This is a genomic window from Erwinia sorbitola, from assembly GCF_009738185.1.
GTDB lineage: Bacteria > Pseudomonadota > Gammaproteobacteria > Enterobacterales > Enterobacteriaceae > Erwinia > Erwinia sorbitola.
In genome coordinates this window covers 4,420,743-4,441,143 of the sequence record NZ_CP046509.1, presented here as the reverse complement: position 1 = coordinate 4,441,143, position 20,401 = coordinate 4,420,743, and the positions used below count along the sequence as shown (strand labels likewise).

Sequence of the window (20,401 nt, the reverse complement as noted above, 5' to 3'; positions counted from 1 at the left end):
AAGCAGTGCCGTAGTATTCGGCGAGTAGCGCAGCTTGGTAGCGCAACTGGTTTGGGACCAGTGGGTCGGAGGTTCGAATCCTCTCTCGCCGACCAATTTATAAAATCTTGCTTTTGCGAGGTTTTGCTCAAAGCCTGAGCGTTTTGAGCAACAAAAAGAAAAGTAGTGGCAACGATGTAGTATTCGGCGAGTAGCGCAGCTTGGTAGCGCAACTGGTTTGGGACCAGTGGGTCGGAGGTTCGAATCCTCTCTCGCCGACCAATTTAAGAAACCTGCTTGAAAAAGCAGGTTTTTTTTCGTCTGTACTAATGAGGATGAGAACCTCCGAAGGAGGTTAGAGCCGAGCGTAGCGAGACAACGTTGCGCTTCAGCAACGGCCCGCAGGGCGGCTCGAAGAGCCGTAATCCTCTCTCGCCGACCAATTTAAGAAACCTGCTTGAAAAAGCAGGTTTTTTTTCGTCTGTACTAATGAGGATGAGAACCTCCGAAGGAGGTTAGAGCCGGGCGTAGCGAGACAACGTTGCGCTTCAGCAACGGCCCGCATCCATTATCAGATCAATTAGTAATTGTCTCTAATCGGCGACATTTATCTCATTGTTTTAAAAAACATTTACATGAGCATACATTGATTGTCGCCATATAGAGACGTTTACACCATCATCGTGCCAGCAACAGACGACACTTTAGTGAAATATCAGATGAGCAGATTTATATGTAATCGCTTTAATATCATGAAGATAGATTTTTAATATCGCTCACATTGCAATCCTGGCACGCACTATGCAAGAATATCGCCGTAGATGCTCATTCCACCTCTTATGTTTGCGCAAGCTTCATAAACCTGGGAATGATGCAGAGCCACTTTACGGTACCTGTTGTCCAGCCAGCCAATATCGCTAACGCCTTATTGGATCTATCGGGCAATACGTTGAGTCGGGTACCAACCGGTTGTCTTAGCCGACCTGAAAATTTGCACCTGTCCATGGACAGGTGTTTTTTTTTGCCCTGATGCCCGTTATCTTTCGCGCCGCAGATGCGTTGGCTGCGCGTGCTCACCCCGGTCACTTACGGATGTAAGCTCCCGGGGATTCTCCCGCTGGCCGCCTTCCTGCAACACGAAAAGCAGACATAAAAAAACCGGGCTACAGGCCCGGTTTTGTTGAACAGGTTTCAGGATTCAGGGATTGTTTTTCAGTGTCAGCAACAAACCGTCACGGCGCATGGTGGCGGCTTCTTCAGGTTTATGCTGGCGATCCAGAGTATCGGCAAGCCATGCGTAATCAAACGCATCCGGACGCTGTTGCAGCGCTGCACGGAATGCCTCGCTAGCCTGTTCCCACTCCCCGTGCTGCATTAACAGCTGGCCCAGCGTACTGTGTAACAGCGGCGTAGCGCCGTGTTGTTTAATCTTCTGGCGCAGTGCTTTTTCCAGCTGCTCGGGATTACCGGTTTTCAGCCGCGGCATCAACAGCACCAGACGTTCATCGTACTGACGCTTAAGGCCGTCCAGCACGATTTGCTGCGCGGTATCGTGGTCATTGCAGGCGATAAGATGATCCGCCATTGCCACCTGCAAAGCAGGATCCTGACGGGTTTTGCGGCTCTGATTCTGCCACCAACGTTTCAGACCATCGCTACCCTGATCGGCCATCGCCTGGCTCATCAGGCCCAGCCAGGCCTGCTTCTGCAAATCGAGACGGTGAGCTTCGTCACCCAGCTGAATCTTCTCCATCGCAGGCAGAATATCCAGCAGAGCGCTCCAGGCGTGAGTACGCAGATAAGCCTGCTCCGCCAGACGCAGCACTTCAGGATGGCGAGGGGCAACTTCCAGAAGACGATCAATACCATGGCGTGCTGCATGATCTTCGTTACGTGCCAGCTGGATACGTACACGTGTGATTTCTACCGGTAGCGGGTCACCCGTGTTTATTTCGCTGGCGCGCTCCAGGTGCTGATTAGCACGAATTTCATCACCGCGCTGTTGCGCGGCTTCAGCAGCCAGCAGATAGTTCACCACCGGCTGTTCAGCGTGATCGGCATTGCGTGACAGCAATTTTTCAACCTGCTGATAATCACCCTCTGCCAGCTTCACCAGCGCCGCATTGGTATGCTTATGTGCGCTGCGACGTTTGCGACCGTTGAACCAGCCACGAGTGCGGGCGCCGGTACGGAATAGCCGACGCAGCAGCCACTCGATTGCCAGAATCACGATAAGCGTGAGAACCAGCATGATTACCATGGCAGTCACGCTGGTTCTGATGTCCCAGTTATCGGTCTGAATCAGTACATAACCCTGATGGCCCGCGATTAAAGGGCCCAGCACGATACCGGCAATTAACAACATAAACAGCAGAAGAACTTTTAACATTATTATTCTCCCTGCTGCTGGGACGGAGCCGACTGTGCTGCTGGCTGCGCCAGCAGGTTACGCACGCGGGTCTCCATCAGTTTATCCAGCAGCGGCTGGCTTTGCAGCGCCTCTGGTACATCCATAGACACGCTTTGCTGACTGAGGTCATCCAGCTGTGCAAGGAAGGCTTTAGTATTGGCATCGCTGCTGTCGAACCAGGCGCGCGTCCAGGCAGAAACCGTATCGATCGACTGTTTATAGATTTCATCCTGATGGCGCGGTACCGCCTGGGCGGCAATCAGCAGACGTGAACGGATGTTTTCACGCAAATAAATATCCTGATCAGGAGCCATCAGCGGCTCGGCGGTGGCATCGCGGCGGCGTATCGTGATGAAATCATCCATAAAGTTATGCCAGCTCTTCACCAGGTTCTGACGCCACTCGCGCAGGGAAGAGGTCAGCTCATTGCTATCAGAATCCATCGGCTCATTATCGCTGTCGTTGTTGGCGAGACGCAGATTATCAACATCGTTCGAGAGCTGATTGAGTTTGAGGATCACGCCGTCATAGTCCACCTGGCTGAGGGCCGAGAGGGTGCTGATATCTTGCGTGAGCGCACGGCGCGCATCGATCAGGCTTGGATCGTTCATATCCGCCAGGCTGGCATCTGCACTTTTCAGCAGCGCAACTGCGGTGGTAACGTCCTGATCGCTCCACAGCTTACGCCCGGCCATTTTAACCAGGTAATCGGCCTGAGCCAGCATCCATGTCTGGGCATCGCTGCCTGAGATCGTGGCTACCTTCTGTTTCAGCTCATCCAGCTGCTGACTGGTGGCTGCCTGCTGCTGACGTGTTGTCTCAAGCGCGCTGGCTTGTGTCGCCAGCTGCTCAACCAGTGACTGCTTGTCACTGATTGATGACTGTTGCAGGTTGGAAAGTTGTTCAGCCAGCGCCTTATTGGCGGCAGCCTGCTGCTGTATCTGATGGTTTCCATACATGTAGAGACCTGCACCCATCGCCAGAGCAATAGCGATGGCTACAGCGCCCAGCACCGCACCACTGTTTTTCACTTTCCGCGGTGGTTGTGGTTTAAGTGTCGAGGTTTCACCCGCTGGGGTAGTCTCTTCAACCATGGCGGAGGAATCTTTGTGTTCCGTCATTCTGGTTCATCCCATATTTAAGTGTGTTTTATACGTTTAATCTCTCGCGCAGTGTCCGCAGGAGATCTTAAAGGTATAGTGCGCGCAATAGCGCATCGTTATCGGCGCCCCCGGCGACACAAATGTTCGCCCAGCCCAGCCTTCTGGCCAAGGTCGCCAAACGTTCACTGACGACAATAAGCCGACAGTGTAGTAGCCATTCATCCCGGTCAACATCGGGGAACAGCTGGTAAAGCTGTTGCAGCATTTCACCACTGGTTACCACCAGCGTCTCAATACCGCGATCGCGCCAGCGCCGCCCCTCTTCTGCGCCATGATAATTCTTTTCACAGCGCTGATAGCACTCAATAAACTCTACCTGAGCGCCACGGGCAAGCAAAGTTTCTGCCAGTAGTTCCCGACCGCCATTTCCGCGTAAGATGAGGGCGCGCTTGCCCGCCACGGCCTGTAACGCGGGAAGTTGAATCAGTACTTCACTGATTTCCTCCTCGTGCGGCCAGACCACGTTATGGCCGCTGACCGCGTGAAGCGCCAGGGCTGAAGTGCGGCCTATAGCATAATAGTTCAGGTTAGCAGACCATGTTGTACCCGCCAGGGCTAGCGCTGGCTGGGCATACTGGATTGCGTGCTGTGACAGGATAAATACCAGATCGCCTGCCGTCAGCGAACTAAGCCGCGATGGCAGACGATCCAGTTGGCTTCCCGGTGTAAATTCAATCAATGGGAATGCCCAGGCAACCTGCCCACGAGTACGCAGACGGCTAACCAGCTCATCGGCAGCCGGTGACGGACGGGTTACCAGAATAGTCATGCCGGAGGATTCCCCTGATAGACCTCAGCAAGAATTTCACGAGCGCCGTTATCCAGCAGCTCTTCAGCCAGTGAAATTCCCATTTTTTCTGCATCGGCGCGTGGACCACGACGTTCGCCGCGAATCATCTGGCTGCCGTCTGGCGCTCCGACCAGCCCTCGCAGCCAAAGCTGATCGCCTTCCAGCAGCGCGAAGCTACCGATCGGTACCTGACAGCCCCCTTCCAGCCGGGTGTTCATAGCGCGTTCTGCACGCACCCGACAGGCGGTATCGTCGTCGTTTAACGCTGACAAAAGTCCGATAACCCAGCTATCATCAAGGCGGCATTCAATGCCCACTGCACCCTGGCCGACTGCGGGCAGCGACTCTTCCGCAGGCATTACCTGACGGATACGATCGCCTAGCCCCAGACGTTTCAGCCCGGCTACAGCAAGCACAATGGCGTCATATTCACCGGCATCCAGCTTACCCAGCCGGGTACCGACGTTGCCGCGCAATGAACGGATAACCAGATCCGGACGGCGAGCACTTAGCTGACACTGGCGACGCAGGCTTGATGTACCCACCACTGCGCCTTGTGGCAATGCATCTACCGATGCATAGTGATGAGAAACAAACGCATCGTGCGGATCTTCGCGTTCGCAAATAGTGACTAACCCTAATCCTGGTGGGAAGTCGACAGGAACATCTTTCATCGAGTGGACGGCGATATCGGCGCGATCGCTCAACATGGCCTGTTCCAGCTCTTTAACGAACAGACCTTTGCCGCCGACTTTTGCCAGTGGCGTATCGAGGATCACATCCCCGCGCGTCACCATTGGCACCAGCTCAACGCGCAGGCCCGGGTGAGCGGTGATTAAACGCTGCTGTACATATTCTGCCTGCCACAGCGCCAGTGGACTTTGTCGAGTGGCAATTCTTAAAATTTTGTCTAACATGCTTGATACCGTTTTGATCGTTCACTGATTATCCTATCATTGAACCGGGAACCCTGTCAGTTAAACGGCGGAACGGGCAGCTATTGCAGCAATTTGATTGTAAAATGTGCTAAACTGTTAACTCGCGCAACTTTCTTTACCGTCAATCTGCCAGGTGTTAGATTGATCACGTTTCCAGCAATAATCTGCACGACTATTTCTAAAGCAAGCGGCAGATTTCGGAAAGCGAACTTTTATATACCCTTGAGAGTCATATAAAGGGTATTAGCACTGGGATAATCAGGCGAAACGTCTTGTACCTCTACATTGAGACACTGAAACAGAGACTGGATGCCATCAACCAGCTGCGCGTTGACCGTGCACTGGCGGCCATGGGGCCTGCGTTCCAACAGGTTTACAGTCTGCTGCCGACCTTATTACATTATCATCATCCGCTGATGCCGGGTTACTTCGAAGGTAACGTTCCACATGGCATCGGCTTCTACACGCCTGATGAAAGTCAAAAAATCTATCTGAATGATCTGGAAGGAAAATCCGGGTCGGCTGTTGCTATTCCGCCGCAGGGAGAGATGCCGATCACCGGTGTTTACTCAATGGGCAGTACCTCATCCGTAGGACAGAACTACACCTCCGATCTGGATATCTGGGTATGCCATCAGTCATGGCTGGATAACGAAGAGCGTCTGAGCCTGCAAAAAAAATGCACTCTGCTGCAAAAGTGGTGTGCCGCGATGGGCGTTGAGGTGAGCTTCTTCCTGATTGACGAAAACCGCTTCCGCCATAACGAAAGTGGCAGCCTGGGTGGGGAAGACTGTGGCTCAACTCAGCACATTCTGCTGCTTGATGAATTTTATCGCACCGCAGTGCGGATGGCGGGCAAGCGGATTCTGTGGAATATGGTGCCACGCGAAGAAGAAGAGCATTACGACGACTACGTGATGTCGTTGTACCAGCAGGGCGTGCTGACGCCAAACGAATGGCTGGATCTCGGTGGGCTTGGTACTTTGTCGGCTGAAGAGTACTTCGGTGCCAGCCTGTGGCAGCTGTATAAAAGCATCGATTCACCCTATAAAGCTGTATTAAAGACCCTGCTGCTGGAGGCTTATTCCTGGGAGTATCCCGCTACACGACTGCTGGCGATGGATATTAAGCAGCGCCTGCATGATGGTGAAATCGTCTCCTATGGTCTTGATCCTTACTGCATGATGCTGGAGCGGGTAACGCACTATCTGACCAGTATTGACGATCATGCTCGCCTCGATTTGGTACGGCGTTGCTTCTATCTCAAAGTGTGTGAAAAACTGTCAGTTGCTACGGAAGATACTGGCTGGCGTCGCGAAATTCTTGGCCAGCTGGTTAAAGAGTGGGGCTGGGATAATGCACGTCTGACCATGCTGGACAGCCGCTCTGACTGGAAAATAAGCCAGGTACGTGAAGCACATAACGAGCTGCTGGATGCAATGATGCAGAGCTATCGCAACCTGATTCGTTTTGCGCGGCGCAACAACTTAAGCGTCAGCGCCAGCCCGCAGGATATTGGCGTGCTGACCCGTAAGCTGTACGCTGCTTTTGAAGCGCTGCCCGGGAAAGTCACCCTGCTTAATCCGCAGATTTCCCCGGATCTGTCTGAACCGGATCTGACCTTTATTCATGTGCCAAACGGGCGTGCTAACCGTGCAGGCTGGTATCTCTACAATCAGTCGCCGGATATGAGCTCGATAATCAGCCATCAGCCGCTGGAGTATAACCGTTACCTTAATAAGCTGGTGGCCTGGGCGTGGTTTAACGGCCTGCTGACCAGTAAAACGCGGCTGCATATCAAAGGAAATGAGGTTTGCGATCTTGCTCGTTTGCAGGAGCTGGTTTCCGACGTCTCGCATCACTTCCCGCTGCGGTTGCCTGCACCTTCACCGAAGGCGCTTTACAGCCCGTGCGAAATCCGTCATCTGGCCATTATCGTTAACCTTGAATATGATCCGACGGCAGCGTTCCGTAATCAGGTGGTTCACTTTGATTTCCGCAAGCTGGACGTCTTCAGTTTTGGTCAGCAGCAGCAGTGCCTGGTAGGCAGTGTCGACCTGCTCTACCGTAACTCGTGGAACGAAGTGCGTACCCTGCATTTCAACGGCGAGCAGGCGATGATAGAAGCGCTGAAAACTATTCTTGGCAAAATGCACCAGGATGCATCACCGCCGGATGCGGTAGAAGTGTTCTGCTATAGCCAGCATCTGCGTGGATTAATTCGCACTCGTGTACAGCAGCTGGTGTCAGAGTGTATTGAGTTGCGCCTCTCCAGCACCCGTCAGGAACCTGGGCGATTTAAAGCCGTGCGTGTCGCAGGGCAGACCTGGGGACTGTTCTTTGAGCGTTTGAGCGTATCCGTGCAGAAACTGGAAAATGCCGTGGAATTTTATGGCGCTATCTCCAATAATAAACTGCACGGACTGTCACTGAAGGTGGAAACCGATGAGGTACGCCTGCCTGCGGTGGTGAATGGCTATGCCAGTGAAGGCATTATCCAGTTCTTCTTTGAAGATACGCTGGACGATCACGGCTTCAATATCTATATCCTTGATGAGACCAACCGCGTCGAGGTGTATCACCACTGTGAAGGCAGTAAAGAAGAGCTGGTGCGTGATGTCAGCCGTTTCTACTCCTCCTCCCATGATCGCTTCACCTATGGCTCCAGCTTTATCAACTTCAATCTTCCACAGTTCTATCAGATTGTGCGCGTGGAAGATCGCTTCCAGGTGATACCGTTTCGTAGCCAGACCCTGACACAGCTTTGTGCTGCCCTGCCGGATGATGACGCCGCCAGCGAAGAGTATGCTCGCCGCTATCAGATGCAGTAAATACCTTAGCAATTGTTGCCAGATTACTCCCTCCTTTTTTCTTTCCAAAAAATTATAATTAAACACTCTTAATTTCATTATGATTTATTAGCAATCCTTCCTGAAAGCACACGTAATACCAAGAAGGTTTAATGTCTGAAATTTATACCATGGCTCTCGCGCGAGATTTTAATCTGTCTGTGTTACTTGTTTTGGGTTATTATATCGCCAATCTTTTTTTTCAATTATTGTTTGATGACTGAAAATTATTTTTCGTGTATTTAATGAGCTTGTTTGTTTTCATGCACGAGTGCTGTAGTATCATTTTCTTTCCAATAAAGATGTTTTGTTGATCTAATCTTGCGCTATAAGCGAGGTCTTTTGCCTGTGATTTTTCTGATTAAAGGCAAGGGGCTTTATACCTTGGCGAAACAGCCATCATGAAGGTGGCTATGAAAAATATATTATGGATGAGTATTATGAAGATCAAAAATATTGCTCTTGCAATGGCTATCGCGTTCTCCTTCGCGGGTTCGGTTCATGCAGCCAATGACGCTACGGTGTCCAAAAAAATCATTCTGACCGCACAGATAAATGACAGTATTTTTGTCTCTAAACCGGACGGTTCTTCCTGGTATGAAACTGAAGAACTGAAAGCGACTGACTATAAACAGGCGCACTTCTCTAAAGTACTGCCTATCCGTGTCTGGAGTAAAAATGCTGACTTCAATATCTCACTGGCGCAGCAGTTGAAAATGAGCAACGGTAATTATGAAATGATAAATCCGGCCGTTACTCTGGTTACTCCTCAGGGCAATAAGCAGGTGACATTCGGCACTTCGACGAAAGTGACGCAGGTTGTGGCGGGTACAGATGGTTTTGACTCTGTATACGATCTGAAAATTGATGTCGATGCTCCTGTAAAAACCACTGCAAGCACCAATGGTAGTTACAGCGGTGAGCTGGTTATGCTGTTTGAGGCAGTTGCCAGCGCTCCAAACGGCAGTTAACCCCCTAATCAGTTGTTACAGGGCTAGCCCCGGAGGATACGGGGCTATATATCATGTGGATCTCTGTTGGGTAAAATGGATATGAACCGCTGTGTCCATAATTTATACTTTTATAAAAAGTGGTTTATTGTTTTTTTTGCCGTTTTTTCTACAAACTCCCATGCCAGGATTAAAATTTCCTATGCTGTTCCAGCGGGCTTTGCCGCTGCAGAAATGGATATCGATGCTCGTTATCTGGGTACGTTTAATGGAATGATTTTGCCAGATTTTATTAGCGTTTCGCGAGATAACGGGAAGTTAACCTTTGATGAAAAAAGGTACCAGGAAAATAATATTGAAGAAAAAGACATCCTTGCTATGCAAGCGGTTTTTAAAAAACTTGATTATCTGGCTTGTAAGGAAGGATGCGATATAACCCTGGAGGGCTATCGGGTTTCCCTGGATAAACTCAGACGAACCATTTCTATTCGCGATATCAACAGCGATTACGTGGTGCCCGCTACCAATTTTGGTCTGGTTCACAATCAGTCAATTGATCTGCGCGCATCTTCGGATAGCTATCGTGCGATGAATATTAATGGCAATGCCTGGCTGGGGTTACCTGCTCAAACTTTTGGCTATCTGAGTTGGTATGCCAGCCATACAGAGAGAAAAAATCAGTCGTATCGCAGTGAAGGGATCTCGTCCTGGTATATGCAAAAAAACTTTACCAGCAGTTATTTGCGGGCCGGTAAGCAGAACAGTATCGACTACTTATCCGGCTCTGTCAGCACTGTGTTATCACCCAGCTTCGATCAGTTTATTACCGTAGGGAGTCAGGCACATTTGCAGACTAAATCCCATAAAGGGTCACTGGTGCTTTACTCCACGGCTGAAGGGAATTACGAGATATATCGTGGCGGCCGCATGATCCTTAAACGTCCGGCAGTTCTGGGTCGCAATGAAATCGGTTTTGCTGACCTGCCCGGTGGTTACTACTCACTGGAGGTATATCTTGTTGATCGCGATGGCCGGATCATTAAAAAAGAGATACGTGAAGTTAATAACGTCACTTTCGGCAGGGGCGGTAACGCCTGGAGTCTGACTGCCGGGCGCGAAATGCGTACGCGCAGAACAATGCTACAGGCTTCATGGAGCCGCGATGTTCGCTGGTTTTATGTTAACGCTTCTGCGATTAGCGGCGAGCACGGCAAGTGGGCGGCGGAGGTGAATATCACCCGGCCCTCACCGATAGGTAACATTCAAGTGGATCCGAGCATCGGCATTTTGACCGGTGAGAAGAAAAGCGGAGGCTATGCCAGCCTGAGCGCCAGCAGTAACGAATTGGGCTCAGTAACGATTAACCGCTATCAGAACAATGATGTTTCCTATTTTTATCGGGGATCCTCAAGTACCAGTTTTTCTTACAGTTATTTATTCAAAGGAACCCTGCTGAGTTACACCTATCAGCGTTTTTCTAACAGTGAACAGCAGCAGGCAGAAGTCCGCTGGAACTATCGCCCGAACGGGCTATGGGCGAACTTCTCCGTAGGGGTGCAGAAGGGGGGATATCACCAGTCCGCCGGCAACTATGCCGTGTATCTCAATACCAGCTGGACGCTGAATAACTCGCAGGCCAGCTTCAGGGCAGCCCGTTCCGGCCAGCAAACGCAGTTGAGCGGAGATTATCGAAACACCTTTGAGGATCAGTACGGTGAAACCACCGCGGGTACTACGGTGAGTCGGATTGATGACGAGACCAGCGTCGCCCTGTATGCGAGCCGCGCAGGTACCCGTGGGGATGTGTCAGTGAACCTGGGGCATAACCCATTCAGCACTAATGCTGACTTTAACTATCGCGGCATGCTGGCTGCTAACTCACAGGGAGTGGCGCTGGGGCGTTATAGCTATAGCGGATCGGCAATGTTACTGAAAACGCCTGAAATTCCTGGTACCCATTACGGGTTTAGCGTTGAGGGTGCGCCGGTTGCAGGCGGCAGACGTTATGCCGTGCCACTGCAATCCTATGCAGATGTATCTTTTGCCCGGGTTACCACCAATAGCAAGGATATGGATATGAACGTAGAAGTCCCTGCCAATATCGTGCGTGCGCACCCTGGTCAGGTTTACAACGCAGAGGCAACGGTCGAATTGAGCCTGCTTTACAACGGATTTATGAAAGATATGCAGGGTAAACCCGTAGCAGGAGTGATTACTCAAACCGGGGATACTGTTTATCCCAATGGGCTGTTCTCTATCGTCAGTAAGACTCTGCTATCAAAAGTGACCGTTGATGGTAAGAGCGGGGTATACCGTTGTGACCTGACTCGCCCTGTAGGTAATGATTACTCATGTGATCCGCTAGAGATTAACGATTAATAATAAAGGGCTTTATATGTTGAAGAAAATATGGATGGTCGTTCTGGGGAGCGCTTTGCTGGCCTCAATGCCAGCTCAGGCCGAGGGTGAACTGATGGTACTGCCTGCCAGTACTAAACTGTTCAATGCCCATGAAAAGAGCATTAAAGTTCGTAACGTAGGCGATGCGCCGTTATACCTCTCGGTGATGGTGGAGAAAGTCACAAATCCGGGCCTCTCTCCGGAGAAAAAAGTAAAGCTACGCGATATACCGAATCCCGGAATGCTGGCATCGCCGGATAAGATCACGCTGGGGCCAAATCAGGCACGCGATCTACGGCTTATCTCCCTGGGGGAGCCTAAAGAGGAAGTGCTGTATCGGGTTTATATTATGCCGGTCAAATCTCTCACCGTGGAGCAGGCCCCCGCCGACAAAATTACGGCCCCGCTGTCTGTATCGATTGGCTACGGAGTGCTGGTACGGCATATGCCCGCTCCCGACAAACAAAAATCGGGCTGGTCGCATCGCTGTGAAAATGGCGGTATTACGCTGACCAATACAGGCAACGTTCGCGTGCGGTTTTCGGAGATTCAGGTCTCCCCGTCGGGTAAAAGCCAACCTACTGCAATCGGGCTTTTCCCCGGAGTGCCTCAGGTAGTTAAAGGGAAAAAAATCACCATGAATGTAGAGGATAAACCGGCAACAGTGAGCTGCCCGTGAGGCGTGTCGCTGGCTGGATGCTGCTGGCTGGCGGCTGTCTGGCCCTGTTTCAGGCACAGGCAGCGGGGATACTTCGGCTGACCAACACAGAAATTATCGTGGGTGGCACGCTGCCGCCTGCAAAGTTAGAAATTGAGAATATCGGCAACTCAGCCCTTTATCTGGATGTGACCCAGGAACTGGTGCAAACACCGCTCACCGTGCCGGAAGTGCGTCTTTCTGTAGGGGAAGTCCCTTCTCCATCGCTGTTGATCAGCCCGGTAAAACTGGTTCTTGGCCCCGGGCAAAAACGCGTACTCAACGTAAAAGTGCTGCGCATTCCGCAACAGCGAAAAATCTGGCGTGTCACTTTTCGCCCGCGTGAAAAAATCGTCATCTCAGCCAGTGACGAGGAAGAAAGAGCTGTGGCACCGGTTTCGATCAGCATTGGTTACGGTGTGGTGATTTATCAACCGGGGGCCGTGTGAAAATAGTAAAACCGGGGACGGAACAATGAGAAACACCGCCGTGCAGCTTATTGCGCTGTTGTTATGTTGGTTGCCTGGCATTGGGCAGTCAGAAGTGGTGCTGAAGGGAAAAACTAGCAGCATGGTAACGGCAGTGGTTACCAGAACAAACAACCTGTTTGTCACTGATGAAGGAGGAGGCTGGTATGAGAATGGGTTGATTATGGTTCAAATGGGCGGACTTGGCAGTGCCTACGAGGTTGAGGCTCCCCTGCGTATCACTTCCACCAGTGGTAAGTTTCACGTTCGTATAGATTCCTCTCTGGTGTTACAGCATGTGAGCAAGCCCGCGTTAGTTTTCCGCAATGTCGTGGTAAAAATGGGGCCTCGTGGAGAGGCGCTTAAATTGCTGGCGGTGGCGCAAAACACCACATTTACCAACCCGGCAGCATCTGCTAATGGTGATGACAGTATCGGCCATTACCTGTTGACTGTTTCTGCCTTACCGCCATCGGGTGATTTTAAGTCGACTGGGGGAAATTATACCGGCGTACTGTCATTGACCTTTGAACCCGTGCTGGAGTAGTGATGTTAAAAATAATTCTTTTTGCGATGGTGGTGCTAGCCAGCTATCAGGCGGGAGCAGCCATTGATGTGCAACCAAAGCTGATTGAAGTTAAAGGAAAAGAGCTCACGACGGTAAGCATTATCAATAATAGTGACCATCCGGAATATGTGACGGTAACACTGTTCCGTCTGCTCAATCCTGGGGTGCCCCATGAAAAGGAGCAGCTGGAAACGGTAGGAATGTCACGCAATCCGCAGCTTTACGCTTATCCGTTTCGGGTGTCGCTGGCACAAGGACAATCAAAAAAGATCGTACTTAAACCGCTAACCACGGTTAAGCAGGAGAATGTCTATCGGCTGGAGGTGAAGACCGTCGCGGCATTATCCGGAGAGGCTGCGCTTAAGTCGACAGCAGGGGTGGCGGTTAAACTCAGTTTTAGTGCACTGGTACGCCAGCTACCGGATAAGCAGAGCAGTGATATTTCCATCTCTTGTCGCGCTCAAGGCGTAATGCTGACCGCCACGGGCACCACGCGTTATAAGGTGGGGGGCATGAGAACGGGTGGTCAGACGATTGAGGCATTTAATGTCTACCCGGGGACACCGATTTTCGTCGCTGGCCCTGATATTGAAATGGCGGGGAAGAGGGTTTGCAGGTAAAGGAATTTATCTACGGAATATCCGGAAGATTCACCGGATGAATAAAAATATATGGATTGGCGCAATAGTGAAACAGATGATTTTTGTTCTTTACTCAGTACTTTTAATATTTTTTAGCGCTACTTTTAATAAGGTATTAGCTAATAAGATTCTGTACGACGATATTGCCTCCGGATACACTAACTGCAGTATTACCAATTATGGAACTTATATCAATGTAACGCTATCTATCGGATTTAAGTCGGCGTACGGTACTTCCATGAAAAGCAGAGGCGTGGTGTTCTATAGCTATTCAGCATCGGGTATGCAGCAGAATACCAAAGCTTTAGCGGTCAATTACAATGGTATGCCAGCTAATGACATCACGGTGAGGGATAATTTTGTCCTTTATTCCAGCGCGATGTCAAATTCTGGATGGAACGAACAAGGATATAATAATGCCCATGTTAGTGTTAATGTGTCAAATACTATACTGGATGTCTGGCCTGGTATTGCTATTCAGGCGGCAAACGTAGGAGGAAAGGAGACTGTGCTCCATAATGGCGGCGCAGTATATATAGAAAGGGGCAAAAACACGTGTAATGTAATTGCCGATCCTTCTGTTCCGCCTGCGCCGGATATAAATATAAGTGTGACTGCCCCTGACTGGGATCTGGGCGAAATCAAACCCGGATCGCAAAATATACATTTAGTCAGTGCTTCTCAACAACTCTGCCTGAAATATACGGACAGAAGCATAGCCAACAAGCCTTTTGTTATAAATGCCACTGCTCAGAATGGCGTGAATAATGACTACTACCAGATGACAAATTTGCAGGATAAATCGCAGGTTATTCCTTATTGGCTGACGCTGATTGGTTCCGATATTGGTTCCGGGCGTAAGGTAATATACTGGCCAAACTCTCAAAATACGGGTATCAATCTTGATGCGGGAGGCAGGAGCTGCTTTACGCCCATGTTTAGGCTCGATGTACCTGAAAATATTAGACCAGGCATCTATTCAGATGTGCTGACCATTAATATCGTGACGAAAGCATGACAATGAAACAGGTCGCCACTTTTATTTGCGCAGTCATATTAATATGTCTTGATATTACAGCTAGTCAGGCACTCGCCGCATTAGTCTGGGGCGACGTGACCTCTGGATACGATACTTGTTTTCTGGATGATTTGGGGAATGGATATAGCGAAGCAACGATTTGGCTTTCTCCGAATAACGCCAATGCAGCCTCTAATCAGGATTCATTTATAAGCAGAGCGGTGGCGGTATATCGTTATTCAGAATCAGGCTACACTGAGAACATCAGAGTTCAAAGCGTCACTATGAATGGAACTCCTTCTGATGCAGAGATGAATTTGTCGGGGGTTACCTATTATTATAGAAATCCAAACAACTCTCATTCATGGAGCGACTCTAGTGATATGCCGAGAGTAGTTGTTGTTCGGATGCAAAGTCATTTTCTGGCATCCTGGTCAGGCATCGCTATTGGTATGGGGAACCTGGGAAGCAGAGATTTTGTGGTTGATAAAAAAGGATTGGCATATGTGCAAAAGAACGGGGGAGAGGGGCGCTGTAATATCATTTCCAATCCCTTAGCGGATATAGATATAACAGTTACCGCACCTGACTGGAACCTGGGCGAAATCAAACCGGGTCAGCAGAGTATCCCACTCAGCGGCAGTGCTGAACAGCTATGCCTGAAATATACCGGCAGCAGCGTGGCGGGTAAGCAATTTATTATTAATGCCACCAATCAGCACGGCATAAAAAATAATAGCTACCTGATGAAGCATTTACTTAATCCATCGCAGGAAATTCCTTATGGGCTAATAATGAACCGCACAGTGGGTGGTGTAGTCGTTTTACCTAACTCTTACCACGGTGCTATCGAGCTCAATGCCGGAGGGAGTACCTGCTTTATTCCCACTTTTATAACTATGGCGCCTGAAAATCTCGAACCCGGGCTCTATACCGATGTACTGACTTTTAATATTGTGACGAAAGCCTGAACAGGAGGAATAGAATAATGAAACAGATAACGGCTTCTCTTTTTTCAGTTATTTTAATATTTCTTAGCGCTACGTCCAATCAGGCAACGGCTGCGGTATATTCGGCGAGAGTGTCCAATTCCTTTGATTCATGCTCGATGGTCAATTTTGGCGATGAGTCTGAAGTATCATTAAATATAGGGTTTAATTCATCGATAAAATTGTTAGGTCAGGGTAACCTTGTCAGCAGAGCTTTGGGGCTATATGACCATTTAGAATCAGGAACAGATACGACCAATGTTAAGAGTGTAACTATGAATGGAGAGCCTTCCGATTCATCAATGTACATACTTTTAACTGATTATCATTATAAAAGTTCAGCAAGCAATAAGTCATGGGGTAACGATGCTGATTTTTCCTCGCATGTTGTAGTTCGGATATCAAATAAGACCCAGCAGAAACGGTTTGGAGTCCTGATCGGTATCGCAAACGTGGGAAGCACCGATGTTGTGTTTGATAACATTGGCTATGTATATATAAATGAGAGCAGCAATGGGAAATGTGAGCTTTATCCCAGCTTTGGAAATATTCAGCCGCCGTCGTCGCCACCGCCACCGCCAGATAATATCGATATCACAGTTACTGCACCGGACTGGAACCTGGGCGAAATCAAACCGGGTCAGCAGAGTATCCCACTCAGCGGCAGCGCTGAACAGCTATGCCTGAAATATACCGGCAGCAGCGTGGCGGGTAAGCAGTTTATTATTAATGCCACTAATCAGAATGGTGTAAAAAATAGTCTCTACCGCATGAGTCACTTATATAATCCATCGCAAGAAGCTCCTTATATATTAATGTTGAATAACACCATGGGTGGTTTAACTGTTTTGCCGAACTCTTACAACAGTACCATCACACTAAATGCCGGAGGAAGCACGTGTTTTATTCCCACCTTTATAACTATGGCGCCTGAAAATCTCGAACCCGGTCTCTATACCGATGTGCTGACCTTTAATATTGTGACGAAAGCCTGAAACCTCTTCCGCCGTTGCTTCGGGTGGCTAATACCGTGCCCACAACGATGCAACAGGGATTACCTTTTCCCTGTTGCTTTCGGCGCTTCACCTGCGATGATAGACTGACTGTCTGTGTCCACCGACATGACATTTTAGGGTGTAAAACGAGCAAAATGAGAATGAAGAAAAGAATTTGCCAGCTGGCCCTGATACTGGCTGCCACCAGCCTGGCGGGGTGTGGATTAAAAGGGCCGCTCTATTTTCCGAAGGATGAGCAGGCTAAACCACCAACCACTCAGACAACCCCTGCAACGCAGTCTGGCAATCAGGCGCAACAACCTGCCACGATCGGCGAACAGAGTGTGCAACCGGCTCAGTAAACTATGACGCACTCGGCGGAGCAGAAAATGCAGTTCTCAAAAATGCACGGTCTTGGCAACGACTTTATGGTAGTTGATGCCGTGACGCAGAATGTCTATTTCTCACCAGAACTGATCCGCCGCCTGGCCGATCGGCACCTGGGGATCGGCTTTGATCAGCTGCTGATCGTTGAACCCCCTTACGATCCCGATCTTGATTTTCACTACCGTATCTTTAATGCCGACGGCAGCGAGGTTGCACAGTGTGGCAACGGTGCGCGCTGCTTTGCCCGCTTTGTGCGCCTGAAAGGGCTGACCAATAAAAGCGATATTCGCGTCAGCACACAAACCGGCCGCATGGTGTTAAGCGTTAACCAGGATGAACTGGTGTGCGTGAATATGGGTGAGCCTGATTTTGAACCACAGCAGATCCCTTTCCGTGCCAATAAAGTAGAAAACATCTACCTGATGCGCGCCGCCGAGCAAACTGTCATGTGTGGCGTGGTGTCGATGGGTAATCCACACTGCGTCTTGCAGGTTGATAGCGTACAAACCGCTGCTGTGGAAACCCTTGGTCCGGTGCTGGAAAGCCACGAGCGTTTTCCTGAGCGGGTCAATGTAGGCTTTATGGAAGTGGTGAGCCGTGAACATATCCGCCTGCGCGTCTATGAACGCGGTGCAGGTGAAACCCAGGCCTGCGGCAGCGGCGCGTGTGCGGCGGTGGCGGTGGGGATCCAGCAAGCGTTGCTGGCAGAAAAAGTGCGGGTTGAACTGCCGGGCGGCACGCTCAACATCGCCTGGAAAGGGCCCGGGCATCCACTGTATATGACCGGCCCTGCCACTCACGTTTATGACGGGTTTATTCATTTATGAAAAATGTCGAGGAACAACAGGACGCTGGCGAAATTTTGCTGGACGATCGCATGGTTAGCGAGTTCCTGCTGCAAAATCCAGACTTCTTTATCCGTAATGCCCGCCAGGTTGAGCAGATGATGGTGCCGCATCCGGTACGCGGCTCGGTATCGCTGGTTGAGTGGCAGCTGGCCCGCCAGCGTAACCATATTCATCAGCTGGAAGAAGATATTACCTTGCTGATGGAGCAGGCCAGCGCCAATCAGCAGCTGTTTGATCGTCTCTTTGCTCTTCAGGGCCGTCTGGCATCTGCCACCAGTTTGCATGATATGCTCAATCGGCTGCATCGCTGGGCGCGTGAGTTTGGCCTGGCGGGAGCGAATATCCGCCTGTTCAGTGAGAAATGGCGCATTGGCGCGCCGTCTGACTTTACGCAACTTGCGCTGCCGCGCCAGGCATTTGAACCCGTTCGTATTCAGCGCCTCGGTAAGCAGAATCACTACCTCGGGAGCCTCAATGGCCCGGAGCTACTGCTGTTAATACCGCAGGCGAAAGCCATTGGTTCGGTGGCGCTGTCATTGCTGGGTGAAGAGGGCGATCTCGGTGTGCTGATTTTCAGCAGCCGTGACAACCAGCACTACCAGCAGGGTATGGGCACCGTATTATTACAGCACCTGTCGCAGATGCTGCCTCAGCTACTTTCACGCTGGGTCGAACGCGTGTGAACAGCGAGTCGCCCCTGGTTGCTGCCGTTGAGGGCTTCCTGCGTTACCTTAAGGTTGAGCGCCAGCTTAGTCCGCTCACTCTGGAAAGCTATCAGCGTCAGCTCAGTGCCGTTATCCTCCTGCTGGATGAACTCAAGGTTAAAGCATGGCCGCAGCTGGATGCTGCATTGGTACGTTCTCTGGCAGCTCGCAGTAGCCGTAGCGGTCTGAAGCCTGCCAGCCTGGCGTTACGTCTTTCCGCATTACGCAGCTTCCTCGACTGGCTGATTAGTCAGGGCGTGATCAGCGCTAACCCGGCGAAAGGCGTTGCCACGCCGCGGGCTGCGCGCCATCTGCCTAAAAATATTGATGTTGATGAAGTGAACCGGCTGCTGGATATTGACCTTAACGACCCGCTGGCGGTGCGCGATCGCGCTATGCTGGAGGTGATGTACGGGGCCGGGCTGCGTCTCTCCGAACTGGTGGGCATCGATCGCAGCCACCTTGATCTGGCTTCCGGTGAAGTGTGGGTGACCGGTAAAGGCAGTAAAGAGCGCCGTCTGCCGATGGGCCGCACTGCCGTACATTGGATTGAGCACTGGCTGGAGCTGCGTGAGCTGTTTGCACCTGACGATAACGCGCTGTTTCTGTCGAAGCAGGGCAAACGTATCTCAACGCGTAACGTGCAAAAACGCTTTGCCGAATGGGGCATAAAACAGGGGCTATCCAGCCATGTTCATCCGCACAAACTGCGCCATTCGTTTGCCACGCACATGCTTGAATCCAGTGGCGATCTGCGTGCGGTACAGGAGCTGCTTGGGCATGCCAATCTGACCACCACGCAAATCTATACCCATCTCGACTTTCAACATCTGGCGTCGGTTTACGATGCTGCTCATCCCCGTGCGAAACGAGGAAAATCATGATGCACTTTTACCGCCCTTTACGCCCGGTTGCGGCAATGACGTTCGACCTTGATGACACTCTGTACGACAACTATCCGGTGATTCTGCGCACCACGCAGGAATCTCACAGCGCCTTACAGGCCTATCACCCGGCGTTGAAAAACTACAGTGTGGCGCAGTATCAGCAGGTGCGTGACCGCCTGCTGGCCGCCGAACCAGAGATTTATCATGATGTCAGCGAATGGCGTCGCCGTGCGGTTGAACAGGTAATGCTGGACGCCGGGCTGCCGTCAGCGCAGGCAGTGAGCGGTTCCCATGACGTAATGGCGGTGTTTGCCCGCTGGCGCAGTGAAATTGAGGTGCCAGCTGAGACACATGCCACGCTGGCGGCTCTTGCGCAGCGCATCCCTCTGGTAGCGATCACGAACGGTAACGCTGAACCACACCTTTGTGGTCTTGATAAATACTTCCAGTTTACCCTGCGTGCCGGGCCGGATGGCCGTGCCAAGCCGTATCAGGACATGTATGACGTGGCGGTGGAGCGCTTAAATCTGCCCGCTGAAAGTATCCTGCATGTGGGTGACGATCTTATAACCGATGTTGCCGGAGCTATACGCAGTGGTATGCAGGCATGCTGGATAAATCCACATCAGGGAAATCTGATGCATATGAAGGATTCCCGCCTGCTGCCAACGCTGGAAATTTCGCAGTTGGCATCGCTGACCGCGCTGATATAATAAGCTGG

The 20,401-nt window shown here is 50.8% G+C and carries 19 protein-coding genes, 2 tRNA genes and 2 other RNA genes; 19 read left to right on the top strand and 4 right to left on the bottom strand.

Translation table 11 applies throughout. The features are described 5' to 3' along the window. The first annotated feature begins 18 nt into the window (after window positions 1–18). The 4 genes from GN242_RS20130 (at window position 19) to GN242_RS20115 (ending at window position 583) form a co-directional block, all read left to right on the top strand. Window positions 19–95: transfer RNA gene (locus tag GN242_RS20130), tRNA-Pro, on the top strand. Between the two features lie 89 nt (window positions 96–184). After that, window positions 185–261: transfer RNA gene (locus GN242_RS20125), tRNA-Pro, on the top strand. A gap of 32 nt (window positions 262–293) precedes the next feature. Next, window positions 294–421: non-coding RNA, RtT sRNA (locus tag GN242_RS20120), on the top strand. A 32-nt stretch (window positions 422–453) separates the two neighbouring features. Next, a non-coding RNA gene (locus GN242_RS20115) (RtT sRNA) lies at window positions 454–583 on the top strand. A gap of 594 nt (window positions 584–1,177) precedes the next feature. On the opposite strand, the gene hemY is transcribed toward GN242_RS20115, so the two are convergent. From hemY to hemC, 4 genes are all read right to left on the bottom strand, one after another. Continuing rightward, a complete protein-coding gene (gene hemY / locus GN242_RS20110; protein ID WP_154754479.1) occupies window positions 1,178–2,368 on the bottom strand; it encodes a protoheme IX biogenesis protein HemY in 1,191 nt (396 codons plus the stop codon). Between the two features lie 2 nt (window positions 2,369–2,370). After that, window positions 2,371–3,510: a uroporphyrinogen-III C-methyltransferase gene (gene hemX / locus GN242_RS20105; protein ID WP_154754480.1), complete on the bottom strand. Its 1,140-nt coding sequence runs from the start codon at window positions 3,508–3,510 to the stop codon at window positions 2,371–2,373. A gap of 67 nt (window positions 3,511–3,577) precedes the next feature. Beyond that, window positions 3,578–4,321: a uroporphyrinogen-III synthase gene (gene hemD, locus GN242_RS20100; RefSeq protein WP_156288101.1), complete on the bottom strand. Its 744-nt coding sequence runs from the start codon at window positions 4,319–4,321 to the stop codon at window positions 3,578–3,580. Then, window positions 4,318–5,259, bottom strand: coding sequence for a hydroxymethylbilane synthase (gene hemC, locus GN242_RS20095; protein WP_154754482.1), 942 nt, complete (start codon window positions 5,257–5,259; stop codon window positions 4,318–4,320). Before hemC ends, hemD begins: the two co-directional genes overlap by 4 nt. Window positions 5,260–5,552: 293 nt before the next feature. Here hemC and GN242_RS20090 point away from each other — a divergent pair, with 293 nt between their 5' ends. From GN242_RS20090 to yigB, 15 genes are all read left to right on the top strand, one after another. Next, window positions 5,553–8,111 (top strand): class I adenylate cyclase, encoded by a 2,559-nt coding sequence (locus GN242_RS20090; protein ID WP_156288100.1) that lies wholly within the window; start codon window positions 5,553–5,555, stop codon window positions 8,109–8,111. 458 nt (window positions 8,112–8,569) lie between these two features. Next, window positions 8,570–9,100, top strand: coding sequence for a CS1 type fimbrial major subunit (locus tag GN242_RS20085; protein ID WP_154754484.1), 531 nt, complete (start codon window positions 8,570–8,572; stop codon window positions 9,098–9,100). A gap of 357 nt (window positions 9,101–9,457) precedes the next feature. Beyond that, on the top strand, window positions 9,458–11,458 hold the full coding sequence (locus tag GN242_RS20080) for a TcfC E-set like domain-containing protein (RefSeq protein ID WP_197094748.1): 2,001 nt from the start codon (window positions 9,458–9,460) through the stop codon (window positions 11,456–11,458). A 16-nt stretch (window positions 11,459–11,474) separates the two neighbouring features. Further along, window positions 11,475–12,158 (top strand): pilus assembly protein, encoded by a 684-nt coding sequence (locus tag GN242_RS20075; RefSeq protein WP_156288098.1) that lies wholly within the window; start codon window positions 11,475–11,477, stop codon window positions 12,156–12,158. Continuing rightward, complete coding sequence (locus GN242_RS20070) at window positions 12,155–12,625, top strand: hypothetical protein (RefSeq protein ID WP_156288097.1); 471 nt, start codon at window positions 12,155–12,157, stop codon at window positions 12,623–12,625. Before GN242_RS20075 ends, GN242_RS20070 begins: the two co-directional genes overlap by 4 nt. A 25-nt stretch (window positions 12,626–12,650) precedes the next feature. Then, complete coding sequence (locus GN242_RS20065; protein WP_156288096.1) at window positions 12,651–13,190, top strand: CS1 type fimbrial major subunit; 540 nt, start codon at window positions 12,651–12,653, stop codon at window positions 13,188–13,190. 2 nt (window positions 13,191–13,192) lie between these two features. Beyond that, window positions 13,193–13,831, top strand: a complete 639-nt coding sequence (locus GN242_RS20060; RefSeq protein WP_197094747.1) for a hypothetical protein — start codon at window positions 13,193–13,195, stop codon at window positions 13,829–13,831. 37 nt (window positions 13,832–13,868) lie between these two features. Next, the gene (locus GN242_RS20055; RefSeq protein ID WP_156288095.1) at window positions 13,869–14,870 is read left to right on the top strand and encodes a hypothetical protein; all 1,002 of its coding nucleotides are present in this window, start codon (window positions 13,869–13,871) and stop codon (window positions 14,868–14,870) included. A 2-nt stretch (window positions 14,871–14,872) separates the two neighbouring features. Further along, window positions 14,873–15,841, top strand: coding sequence for a hypothetical protein (locus GN242_RS20050; protein WP_154754490.1), 969 nt, complete (start codon window positions 14,873–14,875; stop codon window positions 15,839–15,841). A 17-nt stretch (window positions 15,842–15,858) separates the two neighbouring features. Then, window positions 15,859–16,854: a hypothetical protein gene (locus GN242_RS20045; protein ID WP_154754491.1), complete on the top strand. Its 996-nt coding sequence runs from the start codon at window positions 15,859–15,861 to the stop codon at window positions 16,852–16,854. Window positions 16,855–17,015: 161 nt separating this feature from the next. Further along, window positions 17,016–17,216 (top strand): LPS translocon maturation chaperone LptM, encoded by a 201-nt coding sequence (gene lptM / locus GN242_RS20040; protein WP_154754492.1) that lies wholly within the window; start codon window positions 17,016–17,018, stop codon window positions 17,214–17,216. A 27-nt stretch (window positions 17,217–17,243) separates the two neighbouring features. Continuing rightward, window positions 17,244–18,068 carry a diaminopimelate epimerase gene (gene dapF, locus GN242_RS20035; protein WP_154754493.1) on the top strand — a complete coding sequence of 275 codons (825 nt, stop codon included), beginning with the start codon at window positions 17,244–17,246 and terminating at the stop codon, window positions 18,066–18,068. Continuing rightward, entirely contained in the window at window positions 18,065–18,772 is a 708-nt protein-coding gene (locus GN242_RS20030; RefSeq protein WP_154754494.1) for a DUF484 domain-containing protein, read from the top strand. Before dapF ends, GN242_RS20030 begins: the two co-directional genes overlap by 4 nt. Continuing rightward, window positions 18,769–19,677 (top strand): tyrosine recombinase XerC, encoded by a 909-nt coding sequence (gene xerC, locus GN242_RS20025; protein ID WP_156288094.1) that lies wholly within the window; start codon window positions 18,769–18,771, stop codon window positions 19,675–19,677. The genes GN242_RS20030 and xerC overlap by 4 nt, the downstream gene beginning before the upstream one ends. Next, window positions 19,677–20,393, top strand: coding sequence for a 5-amino-6-(5-phospho-D-ribitylamino)uracil phosphatase YigB (gene yigB / locus GN242_RS20020; protein WP_154754526.1), 717 nt, complete (start codon window positions 19,677–19,679; stop codon window positions 20,391–20,393). Before xerC ends, yigB begins: the two co-directional genes overlap by 1 nt. The last annotated feature ends 8 nt before the right edge of the window (window positions 20,394–20,401 follow it).

Coding starts and splice junctions, on each gene's coding strand:
- GN242_RS20075 (WP_156288098.1), top strand. CDS start 11,475: ATGTTGAAGAAAATATGGATGGTCGTTCTGGGGAGCGCTTTGCTGGCC.
- dapF (WP_154754493.1), top strand. CDS start 17,244: ATGCAGTTCTCAAAAATGCACGGTCTTGGCAACGACTTTATGGTAGTT.
- GN242_RS20085 (WP_154754484.1), top strand. CDS start 8,570: ATGAAGATCAAAAATATTGCTCTTGCAATGGCTATCGCGTTCTCCTTC.
- GN242_RS20080 (WP_197094748.1), top strand. CDS start 9,458: ATGCAAGCGGTTTTTAAAAAACTTGATTATCTGGCTTGTAAGGAAGGA.
- hemX (WP_154754480.1), bottom strand. CDS start 3,510: ATGACGGAACACAAAGATTCCTCCGCCATGGTTGAAGAGACTACCCCA.
- hemC (WP_154754482.1), bottom strand. CDS start 5,259: ATGTTAGACAAAATTTTAAGAATTGCCACTCGACAAAGTCCACTGGCG.
- lptM (WP_154754492.1), top strand. CDS start 17,016: ATGAAGAAAAGAATTTGCCAGCTGGCCCTGATACTGGCTGCCACCAGC.
- GN242_RS20065 (WP_156288096.1), top strand. CDS start 12,651: ATGAGAAACACCGCCGTGCAGCTTATTGCGCTGTTGTTATGTTGGTTG.
- GN242_RS20055 (WP_156288095.1), top strand. CDS start 13,869: ATGAATAAAAATATATGGATTGGCGCAATAGTGAAACAGATGATTTTT.
- hemY (WP_154754479.1), bottom strand. CDS start 2,368: ATGTTAAAAGTTCTTCTGCTGTTTATGTTGTTAATTGCCGGTATCGTG.
- GN242_RS20045 (WP_154754491.1), top strand. CDS start 15,859: ATGAAACAGATAACGGCTTCTCTTTTTTCAGTTATTTTAATATTTCTT.
- GN242_RS20060 (WP_197094747.1), top strand. CDS start 13,193: ATGTTAAAAATAATTCTTTTTGCGATGGTGGTGCTAGCCAGCTATCAG.
- yigB (WP_154754526.1), top strand. CDS start 19,677: ATGCACTTTTACCGCCCTTTACGCCCGGTTGCGGCAATGACGTTCGAC.
- GN242_RS20050 (WP_154754490.1), top strand. CDS start 14,873: ATGAAACAGGTCGCCACTTTTATTTGCGCAGTCATATTAATATGTCTT.
- GN242_RS20030 (WP_154754494.1), top strand. CDS start 18,065: ATGAAAAATGTCGAGGAACAACAGGACGCTGGCGAAATTTTGCTGGAC.
- hemD (WP_156288101.1), bottom strand. CDS start 4,321: ATGACTATTCTGGTAACCCGTCCGTCACCGGCTGCCGATGAGCTGGTT.